This window comes from Gardnerella massiliensis (genome assembly GCF_003408845.1).
GTDB classification, from domain to species: domain Bacteria; phylum Actinomycetota; class Actinomycetes; order Actinomycetales; family Bifidobacteriaceae; genus Bifidobacterium; species Bifidobacterium vaginale_H.
The window spans coordinates 30,503-47,788 of the sequence record NZ_LRTV01000007.1; the positions used below are offsets into that span (position 1 = coordinate 30,503).

Annotated in this window: 13 protein-coding genes and 2 tRNA genes; 6 read left to right on the forward strand and 9 right to left on the reverse strand. The window is 45.6% G+C overall.

Annotated features, from left to right (window positions below; all coding sequences use genetic code 11):
- Window positions 1–28 precede the first annotated feature (28 nt).
- Entirely contained in the window at window positions 29–808 is a 780-nt protein-coding gene (locus AXE77_RS04510; protein ID WP_165846072.1) for an exonuclease domain-containing protein, read from the forward strand.
- A gap of 88 nt (window positions 809–896) precedes the next feature.
- Complete coding sequence (locus AXE77_RS04515; RefSeq protein ID WP_116712326.1) at window positions 897–2,687, forward strand: UDP-N-acetylmuramoyl-L-alanyl-D-glutamate--2,6-diaminopimelate ligase; 1,791 nt, start codon at window positions 897–899, stop codon at window positions 2,685–2,687.
- Window positions 2,688–2,891: 204 nt separating this feature from the next.
- Here the strand turns inward: AXE77_RS04515 and AXE77_RS04520 are convergent, their stop codons facing one another.
- Entirely contained in the window at window positions 2,892–4,367 is a 1,476-nt protein-coding gene (locus AXE77_RS04520; protein ID WP_116712327.1) for a bifunctional folylpolyglutamate synthase/dihydrofolate synthase, read from the reverse strand.
- A gap of 630 nt (window positions 4,368–4,997) precedes the next feature.
- Between AXE77_RS04520 and AXE77_RS04525 the strand changes: the two genes are divergently transcribed.
- Together AXE77_RS04525 and AXE77_RS04530 are read left to right on the forward strand one after the other, a co-directional pair.
- A complete protein-coding gene (locus AXE77_RS04525; protein ID WP_116712328.1) occupies window positions 4,998–6,593 on the forward strand; it encodes an aminopeptidase P family protein in 1,596 nt (531 codons plus the stop codon).
- Window positions 6,594–6,791: 198 nt separating this feature from the next.
- Window positions 6,792–7,688, forward strand: a complete 897-nt coding sequence (locus AXE77_RS04530; RefSeq protein ID WP_116712329.1) for a carbohydrate kinase family protein — start codon at window positions 6,792–6,794, stop codon at window positions 7,686–7,688.
- A gap of 63 nt (window positions 7,689–7,751) precedes the next feature.
- Here the strand turns inward: AXE77_RS04530 and AXE77_RS04535 are convergent.
- The 8 genes from AXE77_RS04535 to AXE77_RS04570 all read right to left on the reverse strand — a co-directional run bounded on the left by AXE77_RS04535 (window position 7,752) and on the right by AXE77_RS04570 (window position 14,937).
- Window positions 7,752–7,825 (reverse strand) — tRNA-Ile (locus AXE77_RS04535).
- A gap of 110 nt (window positions 7,826–7,935) precedes the next feature.
- A complete protein-coding gene (locus AXE77_RS04540) occupies window positions 7,936–8,616 on the reverse strand; it encodes an ECF transporter S component (protein ID WP_116712330.1) in 681 nt (226 codons plus the stop codon).
- 294 nt (window positions 8,617–8,910) lie between these two features.
- Window positions 8,911–8,982: transfer RNA gene (locus AXE77_RS04545), tRNA-Glu, on the reverse strand.
- Window positions 8,983–9,114: 132 nt separating this feature from the next.
- A complete protein-coding gene (gene trmB / locus AXE77_RS04550) occupies window positions 9,115–9,948 on the reverse strand; it encodes a tRNA (guanosine(46)-N7)-methyltransferase TrmB (RefSeq protein WP_116712331.1) in 834 nt (277 codons plus the stop codon).
- A 163-nt stretch (window positions 9,949–10,111) separates the two neighbouring features.
- Window positions 10,112–10,576, reverse strand: coding sequence for a cell division protein SepF (locus AXE77_RS04555; RefSeq protein ID WP_116712332.1), 465 nt, complete (start codon window positions 10,574–10,576; stop codon window positions 10,112–10,114).
- A gap of 24 nt (window positions 10,577–10,600) precedes the next feature.
- The gene (gene ftsZ, locus AXE77_RS04560) at window positions 10,601–11,815 is read right to left on the reverse strand and encodes a cell division protein FtsZ (protein ID WP_116712333.1); all 1,215 of its coding nucleotides are present in this window, start codon (window positions 11,813–11,815) and stop codon (window positions 10,601–10,603) included.
- A gap of 224 nt (window positions 11,816–12,039) precedes the next feature.
- Complete coding sequence (gene dusB / locus AXE77_RS04565; RefSeq protein ID WP_116712334.1) at window positions 12,040–13,224, reverse strand: tRNA dihydrouridine synthase DusB; 1,185 nt, start codon at window positions 13,222–13,224, stop codon at window positions 12,040–12,042.
- A 192-nt stretch (window positions 13,225–13,416) separates the two neighbouring features.
- Entirely contained in the window at window positions 13,417–14,937 is a 1,521-nt protein-coding gene (locus tag AXE77_RS04570; RefSeq protein ID WP_116712335.1) for a glycine--tRNA ligase, read from the reverse strand.
- A gap of 659 nt (window positions 14,938–15,596) precedes the next feature.
- Here AXE77_RS04570 and AXE77_RS04575 point away from each other — a divergent pair.
- Both AXE77_RS04575 and AXE77_RS04580 read left to right on the forward strand, forming a co-directional pair.
- Window positions 15,597–15,974, forward strand: coding sequence for an MTH1187 family thiamine-binding protein (locus tag AXE77_RS04575; RefSeq protein ID WP_116712336.1), 378 nt, complete (start codon window positions 15,597–15,599; stop codon window positions 15,972–15,974).
- Between the two features lie 64 nt (window positions 15,975–16,038).
- Window positions 16,039–17,271, forward strand: a complete 1,233-nt coding sequence (locus AXE77_RS04580) for a M20 family metallopeptidase (RefSeq protein WP_116712337.1) — start codon at window positions 16,039–16,041, stop codon at window positions 17,269–17,271.
- Window positions 17,272–17,286: the final 15 nt, after the last annotated feature.

Below are 17,286 nucleotides of genomic sequence, written 5' to 3' on the forward strand. Positions count from 1 at the left end.
AACTGCATATTGCGGTAAGATTATGCGTATGCCGACATACATTCAAGAATTATTAGATGCAATCGCTGCAGCGCCTTCGCAAAGCGAAAACACACCGCTTGCACAATCATGGTTGCTTGGTTTCGATACAGAAACAACGGGAGCAACCCTTGGCAAAGATGCCATTGTATCTGCAACTCTCGTACTTCGCAACCCTGCGTTAGGTCACAAAGGAGACACAGTATCTACTTGGTTGATTAATCCACATCAACCTATGAATCCTAAAGCAAGCGAAGTAAACGGATTTACTGACGAGTATCTTCAAGTACACGGCGGCGAGCCTACGCAAGAACTCGAATTACTGGCGCAAGCTATCAGCGCAACTCAGTCAAAAAATATTCCACTTCTGGCATACAACGCACCTTTTGACGTAACGATGTTGCGACACGATTTACAGCGTTGGCAACTCACGCCACTAAATCAGCGACCAACGAGCACTATCAACACGCTTACGCAAGAAGACGTGCTAACTGTTGACCCTCTTGTTATTGATCGCACTATTTCCCGACGAACAGGAAAACGCACGCTAACTCTCACCTCGCAATATTACGGCGTTGAACCAATTGGAGACTTCCACGACGCTACAGCCGACACAGTTGCAGCACTTGATTTAATTGCACCTATCTGCGAACTTCATGAGTCAGTTGGAAGATTACCACTCAGCGATATTATGCAATGGCAGCGTGCAGCCTACATAAAATGGCGGGATAGTTTCAATACTTGGCTTCAGGCGCACGGAAAAGAACCAATTACTGGCACTTGGTTATAAAACACACTTACGCAACGCGAATACCTTCACGTAGGTTATCATTACAAGTTAATTATTAAAAAAGGAATATTTGCGGAAAGAAGCAACAATGACTACGCAAGATACACTGTCACTAGAATCAGCAAGCAGACTATTGCAACACTACGGTCTGCTTCGTGAAATGATTCAGTATCGCCACAACAATGCCACTCAATCCGCGAGCGACGCCGACACTACCCACGTAAGAAACGAAATCTGGTCTTTGAACGCATCAGATTTTGAAACAGTGAAAGCCAACGAAGCTTTTGAACACATAACTTACGACACCCGCGATATTAAGCCTGGCACGCTCTTATTTGTTAAGGGAAACTTTAAAGCCGAATATCTTAATGGAGCAGACGAAAAAGGTCTTATAGCGTACGTTTCTGAACAAAGCTATGCACAAAACACTCACGCTGTTGGAATTATTGTTAACGATGTACGAAAAGCAATGAGCGTGCTTTCTGCAGCATACTATCGTTCCCCTCAAGAACATCTTAGTATCGTTGGAATTACGGGAACTAAAGGCAAAACGACCACAGCTTACTTTACCCACGCCATTCTCAATGCACATTTCCGCGGCAAAGCAGCACTATTTTCCTCAGTAGACAACTGCTTGGATGGAAAGCATTACACGGAATCGAATTTAACTACTCCAGAAAGCCTGGACGCGTTCCGTATGATGCGCGAAGCAGTGGATAACGGCATGCAATACCTGGTGATGGAAGTTTCCTCTCAAGCTTACAAAGTGGACCGAGTGTTCGGATTAAAATTTGATGTTGGCGCATTTTTGAATATTAGTCCCGACCACATTAGTTCGATTGAGCACCCAACTTTTGAAGACTACTTGTACTGCAAACGTCAGCTTATTGCAAATTCCAAATGCTTGGTACTTAACGCTGATACTGATCACGCTGACTTACTAATGCAGGATGCCGAACAGCATCATACAAAAGTAACCACCGTAGCGCGTTTCAAAGATGAAGAAGAAGCTGACAATACTAACAGCGACAACAGCAACACAATCTGCGAAGAAAAAATTACGGATACTTTAGACAACTATCCTAAACTTATGCTTCCGGATTACGCAGCAATACCGGTAGATTCTCACAGCGAAACTTACTATATTGCAAAACTTGCCTCTGAAAGCAATAACGATAACGACAATTGCGAAAACGAAAGCAATTGTGAAAACGCTTTAGAGGAAGCGCATTACAATCCTATTGACACGTTTACACTATCAATTGCAGGATTCTTTAACTATGAAAACGCAACCGCCGCAATCGCTATAGCCAACGAGCTCGGAATAGGTGACGACGTACAAGCCTTACATGCAATCGAAACAATCACTATTTCAGGACGTATGGAAGTGTTTAACGACACTCATTCCAACATGGTTGCTGTGGTCGATTACGCACACAACTATATTTCTACAAAATCAGTTATCGATTTTGTACAAGAACGTTACGGCAACGAAAATCCTCGCATTACTCTAATTACCGGCTCCACAGGAGACAAGGCTGTCGATAGGCGCAAGGAAATTGTTGACGCGGCACAAAATCGTATTGACGAGTTTATTTTTACAGCCGAAGATACTAATACGGAAAGCGTATCCGATATTTGCACAATTATGCAAGGTTACGTAACAAACCCACACGTTGCCTCACAAATCATTCTCGACAGGACCCAAGCAATCGAAACTGCATACGCTGAAGCCCAAAAAAGTACGCAAGAAGAAAAAAGACGCAACATTCTGTTGGTAATAGGAAAAGGCGACGAACGTTGGATTAAATTACACAACAAACACATACCTTACGAGGGTGATTCTTTCATTGTAAAGCGTCTCTTTGGAATTCAATAAGGCGACGGTTATCAGGCGATATAATTAGTAACACAACTAGTGACGCAACAGAAAAATCGCCACGTAACCATATCTTTAGAATCTTAAAGTAATCAGGATTCAAACCTTAAACGATTTGAATCCTGATTATAGCGCGGCTCATGGTTAGTGCCGTTTAGCCAATATTATCTAATAATAAAAGGCTTACAAAAGTAATTTCGCCTACTACTCGCGACTATCACTGCCAGATTCGTCAATATTTGGGTGAATCGCAACGCGCTGTTCTTTCGACTTTGTTAAGTCTGGATTCACATGCTCAACAAGCATTGTGCGCGCATCCCCTGCCGTGACGAAACTACCGCAAATAAGCACGCCATGACCATAGCCCACACCAAGCTCATCGTCCTCATCAACCAAATTCACAGCCGCCTGAATAGCATCTGGCAGTTCATCAACGCGAATCACGCGATCCCTACCAAATACGCTTACAGCTACCTTTTCAAGATCTTCCGGATCCATTACACGATCGCGCCAAGAATTGCGAGTCACAATAATCTTCGTCAAAACCGGCTCAAGCACACCCAAGTATTCTTCAACCTGCTTATCTGCCATCATTGCAACAACACCAATAAGCTGCTCAAAATGATAGTTTTCCTCAATCGTTTTACGAAGCGACTCAGCAGCATTCACATTATGACCACCGTCAATAATAATAGTCGGCGAAGTACGAACCTGCTCAATGCGCCCCGGAACCTTAACCTGGCTTAACGCTTCAGCAACCAAATCACCATCCAAGGCGCCGTTTACCGGCAACACAACCTCCGCAGCAGCGAGCGCTGCCAAAGCATTATGTGCCTGATGCTCACCAAACTTGTCGATTGGCACATCCTCATAAGTGCCAAGAGGCGTGCGCAAAGTAACAACCTGGCCGCCAACCGCAGGAGTACGAGACACAACTTCAAGCTCGCCGTCACCATAAGAAGAATCGCGCAACAATGTGGCATGATTACGCTCGGCAACTTCTTTAATAATTGGCAAAACCTTATCTTCATGCGGCTGAGGACCCAAAATTACCGTGCAATTTGGCTTAATAATGCCCGCCTTCGTGCGAGCAATCTCCTCAACGGTGTTTCCAAGCCACTGCATGTGATCCATATCCACAGGGCCAATAATCGCAGCATCCGCATTCATAACGTTCGTGGCATCCCATTCGCCACCCATGCCAACTTCCATAACAGCAACGTCAACAGGAGCGTCCGCAAAAGCCCAAATCGCCATGGCTGTAAGCACTTCAAAGAAGCTCATTTTTGGCTTACCGTCAGCCTCCATGCGAGCGTCAACCATGTCGATAATATCTTTCATTTGATCCCAAACGTCCACAAAATCGTCGTCGCTGATTTCCTGGCCGTCAATCATAATGCGCTCGTTTATGCGCTCCAAATGTGGAGAAGTATAAAGTCCTGTGCGCAAACCGTACGCGCGGCAAATCGACTCGGCCATGCGAGCTGTAGAACCTTTGCCGTTCGTGCCGGTAATATGAATAACGTGCATAGACTTTTCCGGATGACCAAGAATATCAAGAATTAAGCGCATCCTATCTAAGTCGAGATTAGTTTTATTATGTTCAGGCGCGCGGCTCATAATATTGCGCTCAACGTCAATAATGCGTTCACTGTTACGATTTGGATGTTCCATAGACATAACTGCACTCCCCTAATTTTGTGCTCACTTACTCATTTTCCAAATATATAGATTAGTTTATGCCAACAACACTTACAAAAAATAATAGGTTATATTCATTTTGTTTACTGTGGCGCGAGTTTTGGGGGATTTCTCTCCTCGCACGTCCCGTCCTTCGTCGCTCTGGCTGTTAAAGGCTTTTATGTCTGCTTCGTTCTTAATGAATGTTGCTTCCTCAGTCCTCTTTTAGTGCTCGTAGAGAAATCCCCCTAAACTCTGCGTGCTAATCGTTAATAACCGTGTTTTATCGCCGAGATTTTTCGATTTTTCTTCTTCGCTCGACTTGTCAGTAGCCTTCGGCTCTGACGTCCGTCTTCGCTCAGCGCAAAAAATCTCAAATCTCCACCACACTAATATCCACATGGATGAATGATGAAGCAATTAATATGTAAAACAACCTATAAGTTTTAAGAAGAAAGATAATACTAATACTCGCATACGATTGTTTTGTAAATTACATATAAAATCTAATCTTTTTAATCCAAAAAACTCGCATAAAACAATAAATACGACTATGTTAGTTTATTGTTCGTTAGTACGATTTGCATACGAAAATTTGCATACGAAAAGAAGAGCTAAGGAGTCTCGCAAATGGCAGAACACACACCAACTGAACACGGTGAAGAACTGAAAGCTGACGGCACACAAAAAGCAGAAGACCGCGTAAACAATCGCTCCCTTCGTCCAAATAGTGACTCTTTCAAAGATTTTATGACAAGCAGCTGGGATAACCAGGAGCCAGAAGTTAAGCCTCTTGAATCCAGCAAGTACATTCCAGCACGTTTAGAAGCTCTTTCAAAGCGCTTCCCAGGCGAACGTTTAATTATTCCTGCAGGTCAGCCAAAAGTACGCAATAACGATTGCGATTACGCTTTCCGTCCAGACACTACTTTTGCTTACTACACCGGCTTAGGCCAGGATTACGAAGCAGGTGCCGTACTCGTAATGGAACCTGTTGAAAAAGAAAGCGAAGAAGCTAAAGCTGGAAAAACACATATTCCTGAGCTTTTTGTAGCTCCACGCGCAGATAACAGCACTGCAGCATTCTATAAAGATCCTCACTACGGTGAATATTGGGTTGGTCCTCGCGCCGGCTTGAAGGAACTTAAAGCCATGACCGGCATCGAAACGCGCGATATTGCTGAGCTTGAAGACGCTCTTGCTAAGAACGTAAGCGACGACGCTAACGGCGAAGGCGTTCGAGTACGCATTATTCGCGAAACCGACCCTGAACTTACCGCAAAAGTTGAAACAATGCGTGAAGCAAGCGGATTTACCGACGAAGACGCAAACACTTCCGCCGACGACAAACTACACGAGTTCGCCGCAGAAGCGCGCATGCTTAAAGACGATTACGAAATTCGCGAAATGCGCAAAGCTGTGGCCGCTACAAAACTCGGCTTTGACCGCATGCTTACACGCTTGCCTCAAGCTCTTGGCAAGGAACATTCCGAACGCATGATTGAAGGCGCGTTTAATTCCGTCGCTCGCGAAGAAGGCAACGAAGTTGGCTACGATACGATTGTTGCCTCCGGCAAGCACGCGCCAATTTTGCATTGGATGCGAAACACCGGCGTAGTTTCTAACGGCGAATTGCTGCTTATTGATGCAGGCGTGGAAGTCAACAGCCTCTACACCGCCGATATTACGCGCACCTTCCCAACAAACGGCAAGTTTACTGATTTGCAGAAGAAGCTTTACCAGTGCGTGTTGGACGCTCAACAAGCCGGTTTTGAGGCTGCTAAGCCAGGTGCAACCTACTCCGACATTCACCACGCCTGCATGCGCGTGCTTGCAGAGCACTTGCACGAGTGGGGAATTTTGAAGGTGAGCGTTGAAGAATCACTTTCTCCAGAAGGACAGCAGCATCGCCGCTGGCACGCATGCGGTGTAGCTCATCATCTCGGCTTGGACGTGCACGACTGCGCGCAAGCACGCTACGAGTCTTATCAAGGCGCAAAGATTACGCCGGGCATGATTTTCACGATCGAACCAGGCTTGTACTTTGCTGCGAACGATTTAATGCTCCCAGAAGAAATGCGCGGCATTGGAATTCGTATCGAAGACGACGTGCTGATGACCGAAAACGGCCCAGAATGGCTTTCTATCGACATTCCAAAGCAGATTGAGGATGTTGAAGCTTGGATGGCTGATCGCGCTCAAAAAAATGATATTTTCGAGCATTAATATTTTCTAAAATACGTATGGTGCGTTCTCACGAACAGTAACACGCATAACGCATGTTGCTTTATCGTAAGGGCGCACCATAATTGTTTATGTAATAGTTTACACGCATAATTTTACGCACCTAACTGTTACGAAACTGACAGCTTATGCTACGCAACACTATCAGTTTGCTGCACTGATGCGCTCGAAAGGAATGTTATGTCTAAGCCAATTGTTCTTTCACTCGGCGAACTGTTATGGGACTTACTTCCCCACGGAAAACGCGTCGGCGGAGCGCCAGCAAATTTTGCATATCACGCACAATGCCACGGCGCGCAAAGCTGCATGATTAGCGCAGTCGGCCAAGATCAGCTCGGAGATGAACTGATTGACAGAGTAAACAAGGCCGGAATCACCTCAATTATTCAGCGCAACGCATGGCCAACAAGCACTGTGGAAATAGCACTGAAAAACGGAATTCCAGAATATACTATTTTGCGAAACATAGCATGGGATCACATTCTTTACACTCGAGAACTTATCGACTTAGTAGAACGGGCTGATGCCGTATGCTTCGGAACTCTTAGCCTTCGTTCGCAAGAAACTCACGACACTATTCTTCAATTATTGAAGCATACTAAGCCTGGAGCTATGAAGTTCTTTGACATCAACATTCGCAGCGACCATTATTCTAAGGATCTCATTGATACGCTTTTGCAAGAAGCGACCGTTTTTAAGCTTAACGATTCCGAATTGTTCCTACTGCGTGACATGTTCAATATTCGCGACACCTCCGACGACGAAGCTTGCAAATGGTTCCAAGCACGCTACGGACTTGATTATGTGATTCTTACAGGCGGCTCGACCTTCAGCACGATTATTACCAGCACTGGCGAAAGTTCTACTATACCTACCCCGCATGTTGACATTATTGATACTGTAGGAGCTGGAGACGCATTTTCTGGCGTATTCGCTACACATATTCTCAGAGGGGAATCACTAAAGGAGGCTCACCGCGCTGCAGTGAATACGGCAGCATTCGTGTGCACTAAAGAAGGTGCATGGCCTCAATACCCTAAGCAGATACCAGATTATCTTGCGAAAGCTGGAAAATAGTACAGAAGTAAGTAACAAATAAAGCGCCACCTCACCAAACGTAGTGAAGTGGCGCTTTTTTAGTGGGGCCTCAGGGGCTTGAACCCTGGACCGACGGATTATGAGTCCGCTGCTCTAACCGACTGAGCTAAAGCCCCACGCCGCAACCGGCAACAGCTAGATTAGCACATACCCATAAACGTCGCCAACTCAGTGAGTCGAATTTTTGAGCTTGCCTAGTCTGAAAGAGCTTGAAATCCCAATGATTTCAAGCTCGGTCAGAGCGTCCAGATGAAAAGTTATCAAGAGCACCAGTTGCGCGCAAAGCCAAATACACAAACCAAACCAGTACACCAGAAAGCAAGAAGCCACTAATAAGCTCCGTAATCATGTGCACAGTGATATAAGAAGGAGCCTTTGCCTGATACTTAGTAAACGTTAAGAACACACCATACTCAAGTGCAACAAGTACACCAGAAACAATACTCAACGTCAAATTAAACTTACGCAAACGGAAAATCAAGAACGGAATCTCCGCAAACACACCCTGCATCAAAGCAGAAATAACAGTACCAGTGAACGAGAACGGAGAACCAAGAAGCACCTGAATAAGCGCAGCCACCACGTTCACATACACCGCAGAACCAGGCTTACGAATAAGCAACACAGCAAGCGTTCCGGACAAATACCACACACCGTGAGTAATACTCGCAAAACCAGGGAGTACAGCAGCGTTCAACGTACGAATAATCGGAATAAACACCAAGCCGTAGCCACACAAAATAACACCAAAAACGGCAGCAAGAGCAGATCCCAAAGCGATATCTGCCACACGCCAACGGTAGTTCGCAGCAACCGAAAGCTCCTCAGCTTCCTGCGTTTGTGCATAATCTGATACAGAAGTTGTTGAATTAATGTCACCTTTATCATTATTGAAAATATCACTCATGAGCAATCCTTATCTTAAACTGCCGCGCATTGTATAACTCACCAGAGCGCTCCCCGACCTGCGCAGCCCGGGCAGAAGCGCCAACGAGCAAGTTTAGCACTTTACAGAAAAATCAACACACACGTTGTGAAATTCATAACATTGGAAAAAGTAATAACAACCTATAGAAAAAATATAAGGCTGAGTCAAAATAGTTCAGGGCAAAGGCAAGGGCAAGGATAAACGGTGCAATCGCCGTAAGCGGCAGAAAAATTAACAAAAACGCCGCCCAAAACTGAGCGGCGCTATAACTTGTACCCCCTAAGAGAGTCGAACTCTTGTTGTCAGATTGAAAGTCTGGTGTCCTAACCGTTAGACGAAGGGGGCTTCGAACCAAACCATATGATATTAACATTCTGGAAAGCAGCACGCAACTCACGGCGTGTTGCGGATGGGAAGATTGGGTTTGGTGTGGTGTGTGCGGCAGCTAGAATGCTAGTGGCTTCTAGGCAAGAATACTCAGCGTTCGCAAAGCACTAATGCGCGGTAGGTGAAGTCGTGAATAGTGCGACCAGCCTCCAAGCCTTTGCGCTCAAAATTCGTAAGAACGCGACCAGCAAAACGCTCAGATTCGCTAAACTCTGCGTGCGGAAGGACAGATGCAGTGTCGGCTGTACCTTTTCCAACGTGCTCAGTTGGAAGACTTACTTTCAATTCGCCAACATTCGCGAAATCTTCGCGAGAATCCATAACTTCGTGCACGTGCAAAGCATAATCCTCAATATCCGTAGCAATGCGCCACATGCCATCTTCACGCAATGCCCTATGTATTGTAGAGGCAAGCTCTGGTTGCACGATACGACGCTTGTGGTGGCGCATTTTAGGCCATGGATCCGGGAAGAAAGTCCAAACTTCTTCTAAAACTCCTAAATCGCAAGCTACGAAGAAATCAGGAGCGTTAATTTTCGCAATACGAAGATTAGTTAAACCTTGCTTTCCAGCAAGAAGCATTGTGTGAGCTACGCCTGGATCATAAACTTCAAGCGCTAAAAAGTTAGTTTCCGGCAAACGTTCGGCTGCTGCAACAATGTTTTCGCCCTGTCCGGAACCAATTTCAACAATAAGCGGATTATTATTGCCCCAAGTATCTTTAATCCATTCAGGCGTAATGAGCAAATCTTCCCGCAATCTAAAGGAGCCAGGAGCTTTATTAACGTCTAATAGGTACTGACTTGCGTAACGCTCCTGAGCATGCTGTAAACGCTCATCTAAGCGTCCAGAACGACGTACAAACGACAATACAGTGCGTTGCTTGGCTTGCATAGTGTTTTCGTTTTCATTTTCACTGCTCATTAGATTACTTTCGTTATTCGGGCTGCGCGCCTTTAGTTTTTAACAGTCGCATGATTTTAGTCATACGCGTACGTATCGCTTTTATGCTACCAAAAAGTATAAAAAAGCAGCGAAAGCTGTTACGCAAACGCTGCTTAATTAATTTTATTTATAAACAAAATCCTTAAGAGAACAAGTCGCGTGCAGAATTAGCAGTCGGAGTATCCTCTACTTTGATATTTACTTGCGCTGGGCTGAGTAAGAATACTCGAGGCGTAACTCGCTCAATCGAACCGCGCACGCCAAACACCACTCCAGCAGAGAAGTCAACAATACGATACGCTACTGATTCGGTAACTCCAGTTAGATTCAACACAACCGGAACACCATCTCGTAAAGCACGACCAACCATTTGCGCATCATCATAAGACTTTGGGTGAATGGTAGTGATACGGCTCATACGATTCATGCTAGCTCTAGCAGAAGCAACACCAGAACGCGATTCCTCATTATGCTGCGACACAACAGGAGTTACTGAATGATCGTTATCGAATGAAGTCTCTGGAGCTTCAGTTTCGGTATAATCATCATCTTCCGGCACATCCGCCATGCCAACGTATGACATCACGTTCTTCATAAAACCAGCCATGAAGTAGCCCTCCTCTCGTTACTCTTAACGCAGAAAATCAGGAATATCTAACTCGTCTGGCTCGACAGCAGCTTGAGTTTGAGTATCCACTGGAGCAGCTGAATACTGCTGATGCACTGCAGTATCAAACATCGAAGGCACCGACGCTTGAGCAGGCTGCTGAACGGTTGCAGAAGCTTCCGGAGTCACAGGAGAAGTAGACTTAGCTGGAGCTACAGGCTTCACATCTGCTTGCATATCGACAAATTGCCCAGCCTTCGCAGACTCTTCAGCTTTAGGATGAGCATCAAAACCTGCAGCAATAACAGTTACGCGTACTTCATCTCCGTATGAATCATCCAACGAAAGACCCCAAATAATTTGTGCTTCTGGATGAATAGCCTTACGCACAAGCTCAGTAGCAGCAGACGCTTCCTGAAGCTTCAAATCACTTGGACCAGCGATGTTAATCAAAGCACCATGCGCACCCTCAATGCTTTCTTCCAGCAATGGGGAGCTGATAGCAATCTCAGCTGCCTGCGTAGCACGATCTTCGCCCTTAGCGGAACCAATGCCAAACAAAGCGGTACCAGCACCACGCAAAATGGCGGTAACATCGGAGAAATCAACATGAATGTAAGAATTCGTAGTGATTAAGTCCGTAATACCCTGCACGCCAGCAAGAAGTGCAGTATCAGCAGTCTTGAACGCATCAATAATACCAATCGTTCTATCAGAAATTTCCAACAAACGATCATTAGGAATCACAATCAAAGCATCAACTTCATTGCGAAGATTCTCAATGCCGAGCTTTGCAGACGCAGCACGCTGCGGGCCTTCAAAGCTGAATGGACGCGTAACCACCGCAATAGTCAAAGCACCCTGCTGATGTGCAGCACGCGCCACAATAGGGCTTGCACCCGTTCCTGTGCCGCCACCTTCGCCACAAGTCACGAATACCATATCGGCACCCTTGAGTGCTTCCTCAATATCAGATTGATGATCTTGTGCAGCCTTCGCTCCCTTTTCAGGGTCAGCACCAGCGCCGAGGCCTCGGCTTGAAGCATCAGATAATGAAATCTTTACATCAGCGTCAGAACGCAACAAATCCTTAGCATCAGTGTTAATTGCTACGAATTCTACATTCTGTAAACCCTCGGTGATCATCCGATTGACGGCGTTACCGCCGGCACCACCGACGCCGACTACCTTGATAATGGTCTTGTCGTTGAAATTGTCAGTCTGGGCAATCTCGCTCACCGTTGTCTCCTGTCACTCACGCACGTTTACGCAACATTCTAGCGCAAAACGCTCGATATTGACGACGTTTTAACAATAAAAACTGAAAAAATGTCACTGCTTCGATAATACACCGGACCATACGCAAATACGCGCTAGCTCAAGTTTTATCGCAATTACGCCGTTTAATAATAAAAATTTGAATTCGCAACCAACAAACTAAACGTACAAAACCCTAGAAAAAACTAGTAACTTGCATCCATAGGGTCGTCACCAAATAGCAGCTCACGTTCTTCGTGACTCGTCGTTCGACTATCAAGCCAACCGTAAGGCAAATGAACCTTCTTAGCGAAACGCACACGGCCGCGCGGCGTGTCTAACAACTGTTCAGGCAAACGCAACGAACCGTCAAGCATGTTGAGATTGCGTTGAACATCCGCAATCGACTCGCACTCCATAAAAGCTTTACGAGTGCCCCCACCAACTGGGAAACCTTTCAAATACCAAGCAACATGCTTACGCAAATCGTGCACTGCCATACGCTCATCACCATCATAAAACTCAACAAGCAACTGCAAATGGCGCAAAATTACGGAACCAACCTCCGCAAGAGTTGGGTTAACACGCTCACTACTGCCCTCGCAAGCATTGCGAATATCAGCAAAAATCCAAGGACGCCCCTGACAACCGCGACCAATAGCCACACCAGCGCAACCAGTTTCCTTAAACATTGCGAGCGCATCTTCAGCACCCCAAATATCGCCGTTACCAAAAACGGGAATACTAAGAGCCTGCACTAATTCACCAATACGCTGCCAATCGGAATGACCACCGTAATATTCAGACGTAGTTCTAGCGTGCAAAGTTACTGCTGCGCAACCTTCCTCCTGCGCAATATGGCCAGCTTCCATAAACGTTTCGTGATTCTCGTCGATACCAACACGGAATTTAGCAGTAACCGGGATTCCTGCCGGTTCACAAACTGAAACAACACGATGCAAAATTTCTTGCAGCAAGTCAGTTTTCCAAGGAAGAGCAGACCCGCCACCCCTACGTGTCACCTTTGGTACCGGGCAACCAAAGTTTAAGTCAACGTGATCTGCCATATTTTCGTCGACAACGATTCGAGCAGCCTGCTCAACAATAGCAGGATTCACACCGTACAGTTGTAACGAACGAACCTTCTCACTCGGCGCGAAACGGCATAAACGCAACGCTTTAGGATTACGAGCCACCAATGCGCGAGCAGTAATCATTTCAGCTACGTACAGGCCGTCGGGACCAAATTCGCGACAAATTGCGCGAAAAGGCCAATTAGTAATACCTGCCATAGGAGAAAGAACCACAGGAGTGGAAACATGAATCTTTCCTAAATCTACTGGTTTGATGGCGAAAGTATTATTGTCGACACCAGTTTCGTTTTCCTGCATACGCGCATCTTTCCTTTGTAAAGATTGGCAAACATTGACGCTTATCGTCACGCTTACGAAATTAAATAGAATATTAAAGAGAACATTAAAGAGGACGTAACCTTATGCAAATCATGCATAAAGTCACGTCCACTTATTTACAATTTATATTTACAATTTGATTGAGCCATACCTTGCTCGTGCACGGGCGCTTTAGTACAAACCGCCAGCTTGAGCAATTTTCACCGGCTGAGATTCATCTTCGCCTGTTTCTTTGGCAATATCCGTGGCACCGTCAGCTGCGCGAGTACCAACGATTTCAACAGGACCTTGCGGATACTTAACGCGCTTTTCGTTAATACGGCTAGCAACGTAGTCTGCAACCTTGTCCAAAGAAACGCGCTCCTGCTGCATTGTGTCGCGCTCGCGAATAGTAACAGCGTGATCTTCCAAAGTATCGAAGTCAACTGTTACGCACAAAGGCGTGCCAATTTCGTCTTCACGACGGTAACGACGACCAATAGCACCGGCCTCATCGTAGTCAATCGTCCAATCGTGCTGGCGAAGTTCAGCAGCCAAATCTTGAGCAATAGCTTGCAATTCTGGCTTCTTGCTCAATGGCAAAACAGCAGCCTTCACAGGAGCCAAACGAGGGTCAAGTCGAAGAACAGTACGCTTATCAACGCCACCCTTAGTGTTTGGAGCTTCGTCAACGTCGTAAGCATCGACCAAGAATGCCATAAGCGAGCGGGTAAGACCAGCCGCAGGCTCAATAACGTAAGGCACATACTTTTCGCCAGTAGCCTGGTTAAAGTAGCTCAAATCCTCGCCGGAATGCTTAGCATGAGCAGACAAATCGTAGTCAGTACGGTTTGCAATACCCTCAAGCTCTCCCCAATCCGAACCTTGGAAGCCGAATTTGTATTCAATATCGACAGTACGCTTGGAATAGTGGCTGAGCTTCTCTTTAGGATGCTCGTACATGCGCAAATTCTCAGGCTTCACACCCAAATCAACGTACCAGCGTACGCGAGTGTCAATCCAATACTGATGCCAGGCTTCGTCAGTTCCAGGCTCTACGAAGAACTCCATTTCCATCTGCTCAAACTCACGAGTGCGGAAAATAAAGTTTCCTGGCGTAATTTCGTTACGGAAAGACTTACCGATATTTGCAATACCAAAAGGCGGCTTTTGGCGAGTAGAAGTCATGACGTTCTTAAAGTCGACGAAAATACCCTGAGCTGTTTCTGGACGCAAATAGTGCAGGCTGTTTTCGTCTTCAACAGGGCCTAAATGCGTACGAAGCATCATGTTGAAATCGCGTGGTTCCGTCCAGTTTCCGCGGGTGCCGCAATCTGGGCAAACAATGTCTTTCAAACCGTTTTCAGGCATTTTGTCGCCGTGCTTTTCCGCATACGACTCTTCCAACTTGTCTGCACGATGACGCTTATGGCAGTTCAAGCACTCGATTAAAGGATCGTTGAACACGGAAACGTGGCCGGAAGCAACCCAAACTTCAGAAGGCAAAATAACAGAAGTATCCACACCAACAACATCGCCGCGCGTGGTCACCATGTAACGCCACCATTCGCGCTTGATATTATCCTTCAACGCAACGCCCAACGGACCATAATCCCACGCAGAGCGCGTGCCACCGTAAATTTCGCCAGCTGGGAACACAAAACCTCGACGCTTAGCCAAGGACACGACTTCATCAAGCTTTGAAACAGCCACAATACACCTTTTCGTAAAACTAGAAAATTCGGGTGAAAACGTTGCTATTATAGAAAAACCCTGTGACGCTTGTAAAATTATCGAAATAACACAAATTTATAGTTTGTATTGCATCTTAATTGCGTCGTCATTTGGTCGTGTGGATATTAGTGTGGTGGAGATTTGAGATTTTTTGCGCTGAGCGAAGACGGACGTCAGAGCCGAAGGCTACTGACAAGTCGAGCGAAGAAGAAAAATCGAAAAATCTCGGCGATAAAACACGGTTATTAACGATTAGCACGCAGAGTTTAGGGGGATTTCTCTACGAGCACTAAAAGAGGACTGAGGAAGCAACATTCATTAAGAACGAAGCAGACATAAAAGCCTTTAACAGCCAGAGCGACGAAGGACGGGACGTGCGAGGAGAGAAGGAACGCTCGCGCGGGTAACGCGCTCGCTACTGAGCTTGCGTTGAAAGCACACCGTGCTTTCAACTTGAGCAAGCTCACGCTCCGAGTTGCCTTCGCGCGCGCAATGCTGCGCGAAAGCAGGTCGTCGCGCAAAACTCGCGCCACACCAAACAAATAGTAATATAAACTATAGGTTTGTTGACGCATTGTTTGACGTTACATTGTTTTGGTAAATTTGCGTAAGATTACGATTTTAAAAGGATTGTTACTATGAGTGAAAATAATAGCGAGAATACAAACGAGAATACAAGTAACAACACAGACGCTCACAAAACTAACACGGTTGCGGCGTTATGCATTGCTCCGAGCGGAGTTGGCGACGAGTTGAGCGAATACGTTGCGGACGCTGTGAAAGTTATTCGCGATTCTGGGTTGAAAAACGAAACAAACGCTATGTTTACCAATATTGAGGGCGAATTTGACGACGTTATGCGCGTTGTTCGTGACGCTACGATGACATTAGTTAACAAAGGATACCGCACGGGAGTAATCCTCAAGTTAGACATTCGCCCCGGCTTTAGCAATCAAATTGACGCAAAAGCCGCACTTGTAGATAAGATTCTCGAAGAACGAAATAAAGAAGAATAAAACTGAAATCAAATAATCTCAAAACTCAAAAAAGTTATAATAAAACAAAAGAAAGCAGGAATTTATGCTGCAACTTACGGCAGTTCAGAAAATATTATCCGATTTAGATGAAACCCAAGCAGAACGAGAAAAACAATACAAATACTTTCATCAACATCCTGAACTGTCAATGAAAGAAAATCATACAGCTCAAACAATTATTGATATTCTTAGCAAAGCTGGGATTGAAACAAAGCGAGTTGGAAAAACAGGCGTTGTGGCAGAGATTAAAAACGGCGAAGGTCCTGTTATTGCTATGAGAGCGGATATTGACGCGCTTCCAATTAAAGAAAATTCAGGAAAAGATTACACTTCAACAGTTAGCACGCAAGACGAAAATGGCAAAACGGTTGGAGTTTCACACGCTTGCGGTCACGATTTTCATATTTCCAGCCTACTTGATGCCTTGAAAGCTTTTAATGAACATAAAGATGCTTGGAGAGGAACGTACATTGGCGTTTTTCAGCCTGGAGAAGAAACAGCTCAAGGCGCAAAAGACTTGGTGGAAAATGGCATTACGAGCATGATCGCAAAGCCCGACGTTTACCTTGGTCAGCATGTGTTGGGTGCTATTCCTGCAGGAACAATCGGTATTCGTCCGGGCGCGTTCTTAACTACTGCAGCTTCGATTCGCGTGCACATTTTTGGTAAAGGTTCGCATGGTTCTATGCCTGAGTTGAGCGTTGACCCGGTGGTTGTTGCTTCATCAATTGTGCTTAAATTGCAGACGATTGTTTCTCGCGAACTTGCAGCTAAAGATTACGCAATTGTTACAGTTGGCGCGCTTAATGCAGGAAGTAAGTCGAATATTATTCCTGATGATGCCGAGCTTTTAATTAACACAAGAACTTATAGCGAAGATACTCAAGAATTTGTGCACAATGCTATTGAACGAATTGTGCGTGGAGAGTGCGAGCTTACAAGATGTCCTAAAGAACCAGAGTTTACGTATTATGATCGCTATCCGCTTACGAATAATAATCAGAATGCATCTTTGCGCGTGCGTAAAGCTTTTGATGAATACTTTGGAGAAGATTCTGTAGATATTTCGCGCGCTTCTGCTTCGGAAGATTTTTCTATAATCGCGAACGCTTTTAAAACTCCTTACGCTTACTGGGGCTTAGGTGGTTTTGCGGATATGCAGAATGCTCCTGGAAATCACAATCCGGCATTCGCCCCAGATTTGCAGCCCACTCTTAATCGCGGATTAGAAGCTGCAGTTGTAGCAGCTTGCGCTTGGCTCGCTAGCGAAAAGTAACAAATCTTAGTGGGA

Bases quoted from the DNA above. Each gene is read 5' to 3' on its own strand.
- AXE77_RS04510 (WP_165846072.1), top strand. From the start codon at position 29: ATGCCGACATACATTCAAGAATTATTAGATGCAATCGCTGCAGCGCCT.
- AXE77_RS04515 (WP_116712326.1), top strand. From the start codon at position 897: ATGACTACGCAAGATACACTGTCACTAGAATCAGCAAGCAGACTATTG.
- AXE77_RS04520 (WP_116712327.1), bottom strand. From the start codon at position 4,367: ATGTCTATGGAACATCCAAATCGTAACAGTGAACGCATTATTGACGTT.
- AXE77_RS04525 (WP_116712328.1), top strand. From the start codon at position 4,998: ATGGCAGAACACACACCAACTGAACACGGTGAAGAACTGAAAGCTGAC.
- AXE77_RS04530 (WP_116712329.1), top strand. From the start codon at position 6,792: ATGTCTAAGCCAATTGTTCTTTCACTCGGCGAACTGTTATGGGACTTA.
- AXE77_RS04540 (WP_116712330.1), bottom strand. From the start codon at position 8,616: ATGAGTGATATTTTCAATAATGATAAAGGTGACATTAATTCAACAACT.
- trmB (WP_116712331.1), bottom strand. From the start codon at position 9,948: ATGAGCAGTGAAAATGAAAACGAAAACACTATGCAAGCCAAGCAACGC.
- AXE77_RS04555 (WP_116712332.1), bottom strand. From the start codon at position 10,576: ATGGCTGGTTTTATGAAGAACGTGATGTCATACGTTGGCATGGCGGAT.
- dusB (WP_116712334.1), bottom strand. From the start codon at position 13,224: ATGCAGGAAAACGAAACTGGTGTCGACAATAATACTTTCGCCATCAAA.
- AXE77_RS04575 (WP_116712336.1), top strand. From the start codon at position 15,597: ATGAGTGAAAATAATAGCGAGAATACAAACGAGAATACAAGTAACAAC.
- AXE77_RS04580 (WP_116712337.1), top strand. From the start codon at position 16,039: ATGCTGCAACTTACGGCAGTTCAGAAAATATTATCCGATTTAGATGAA.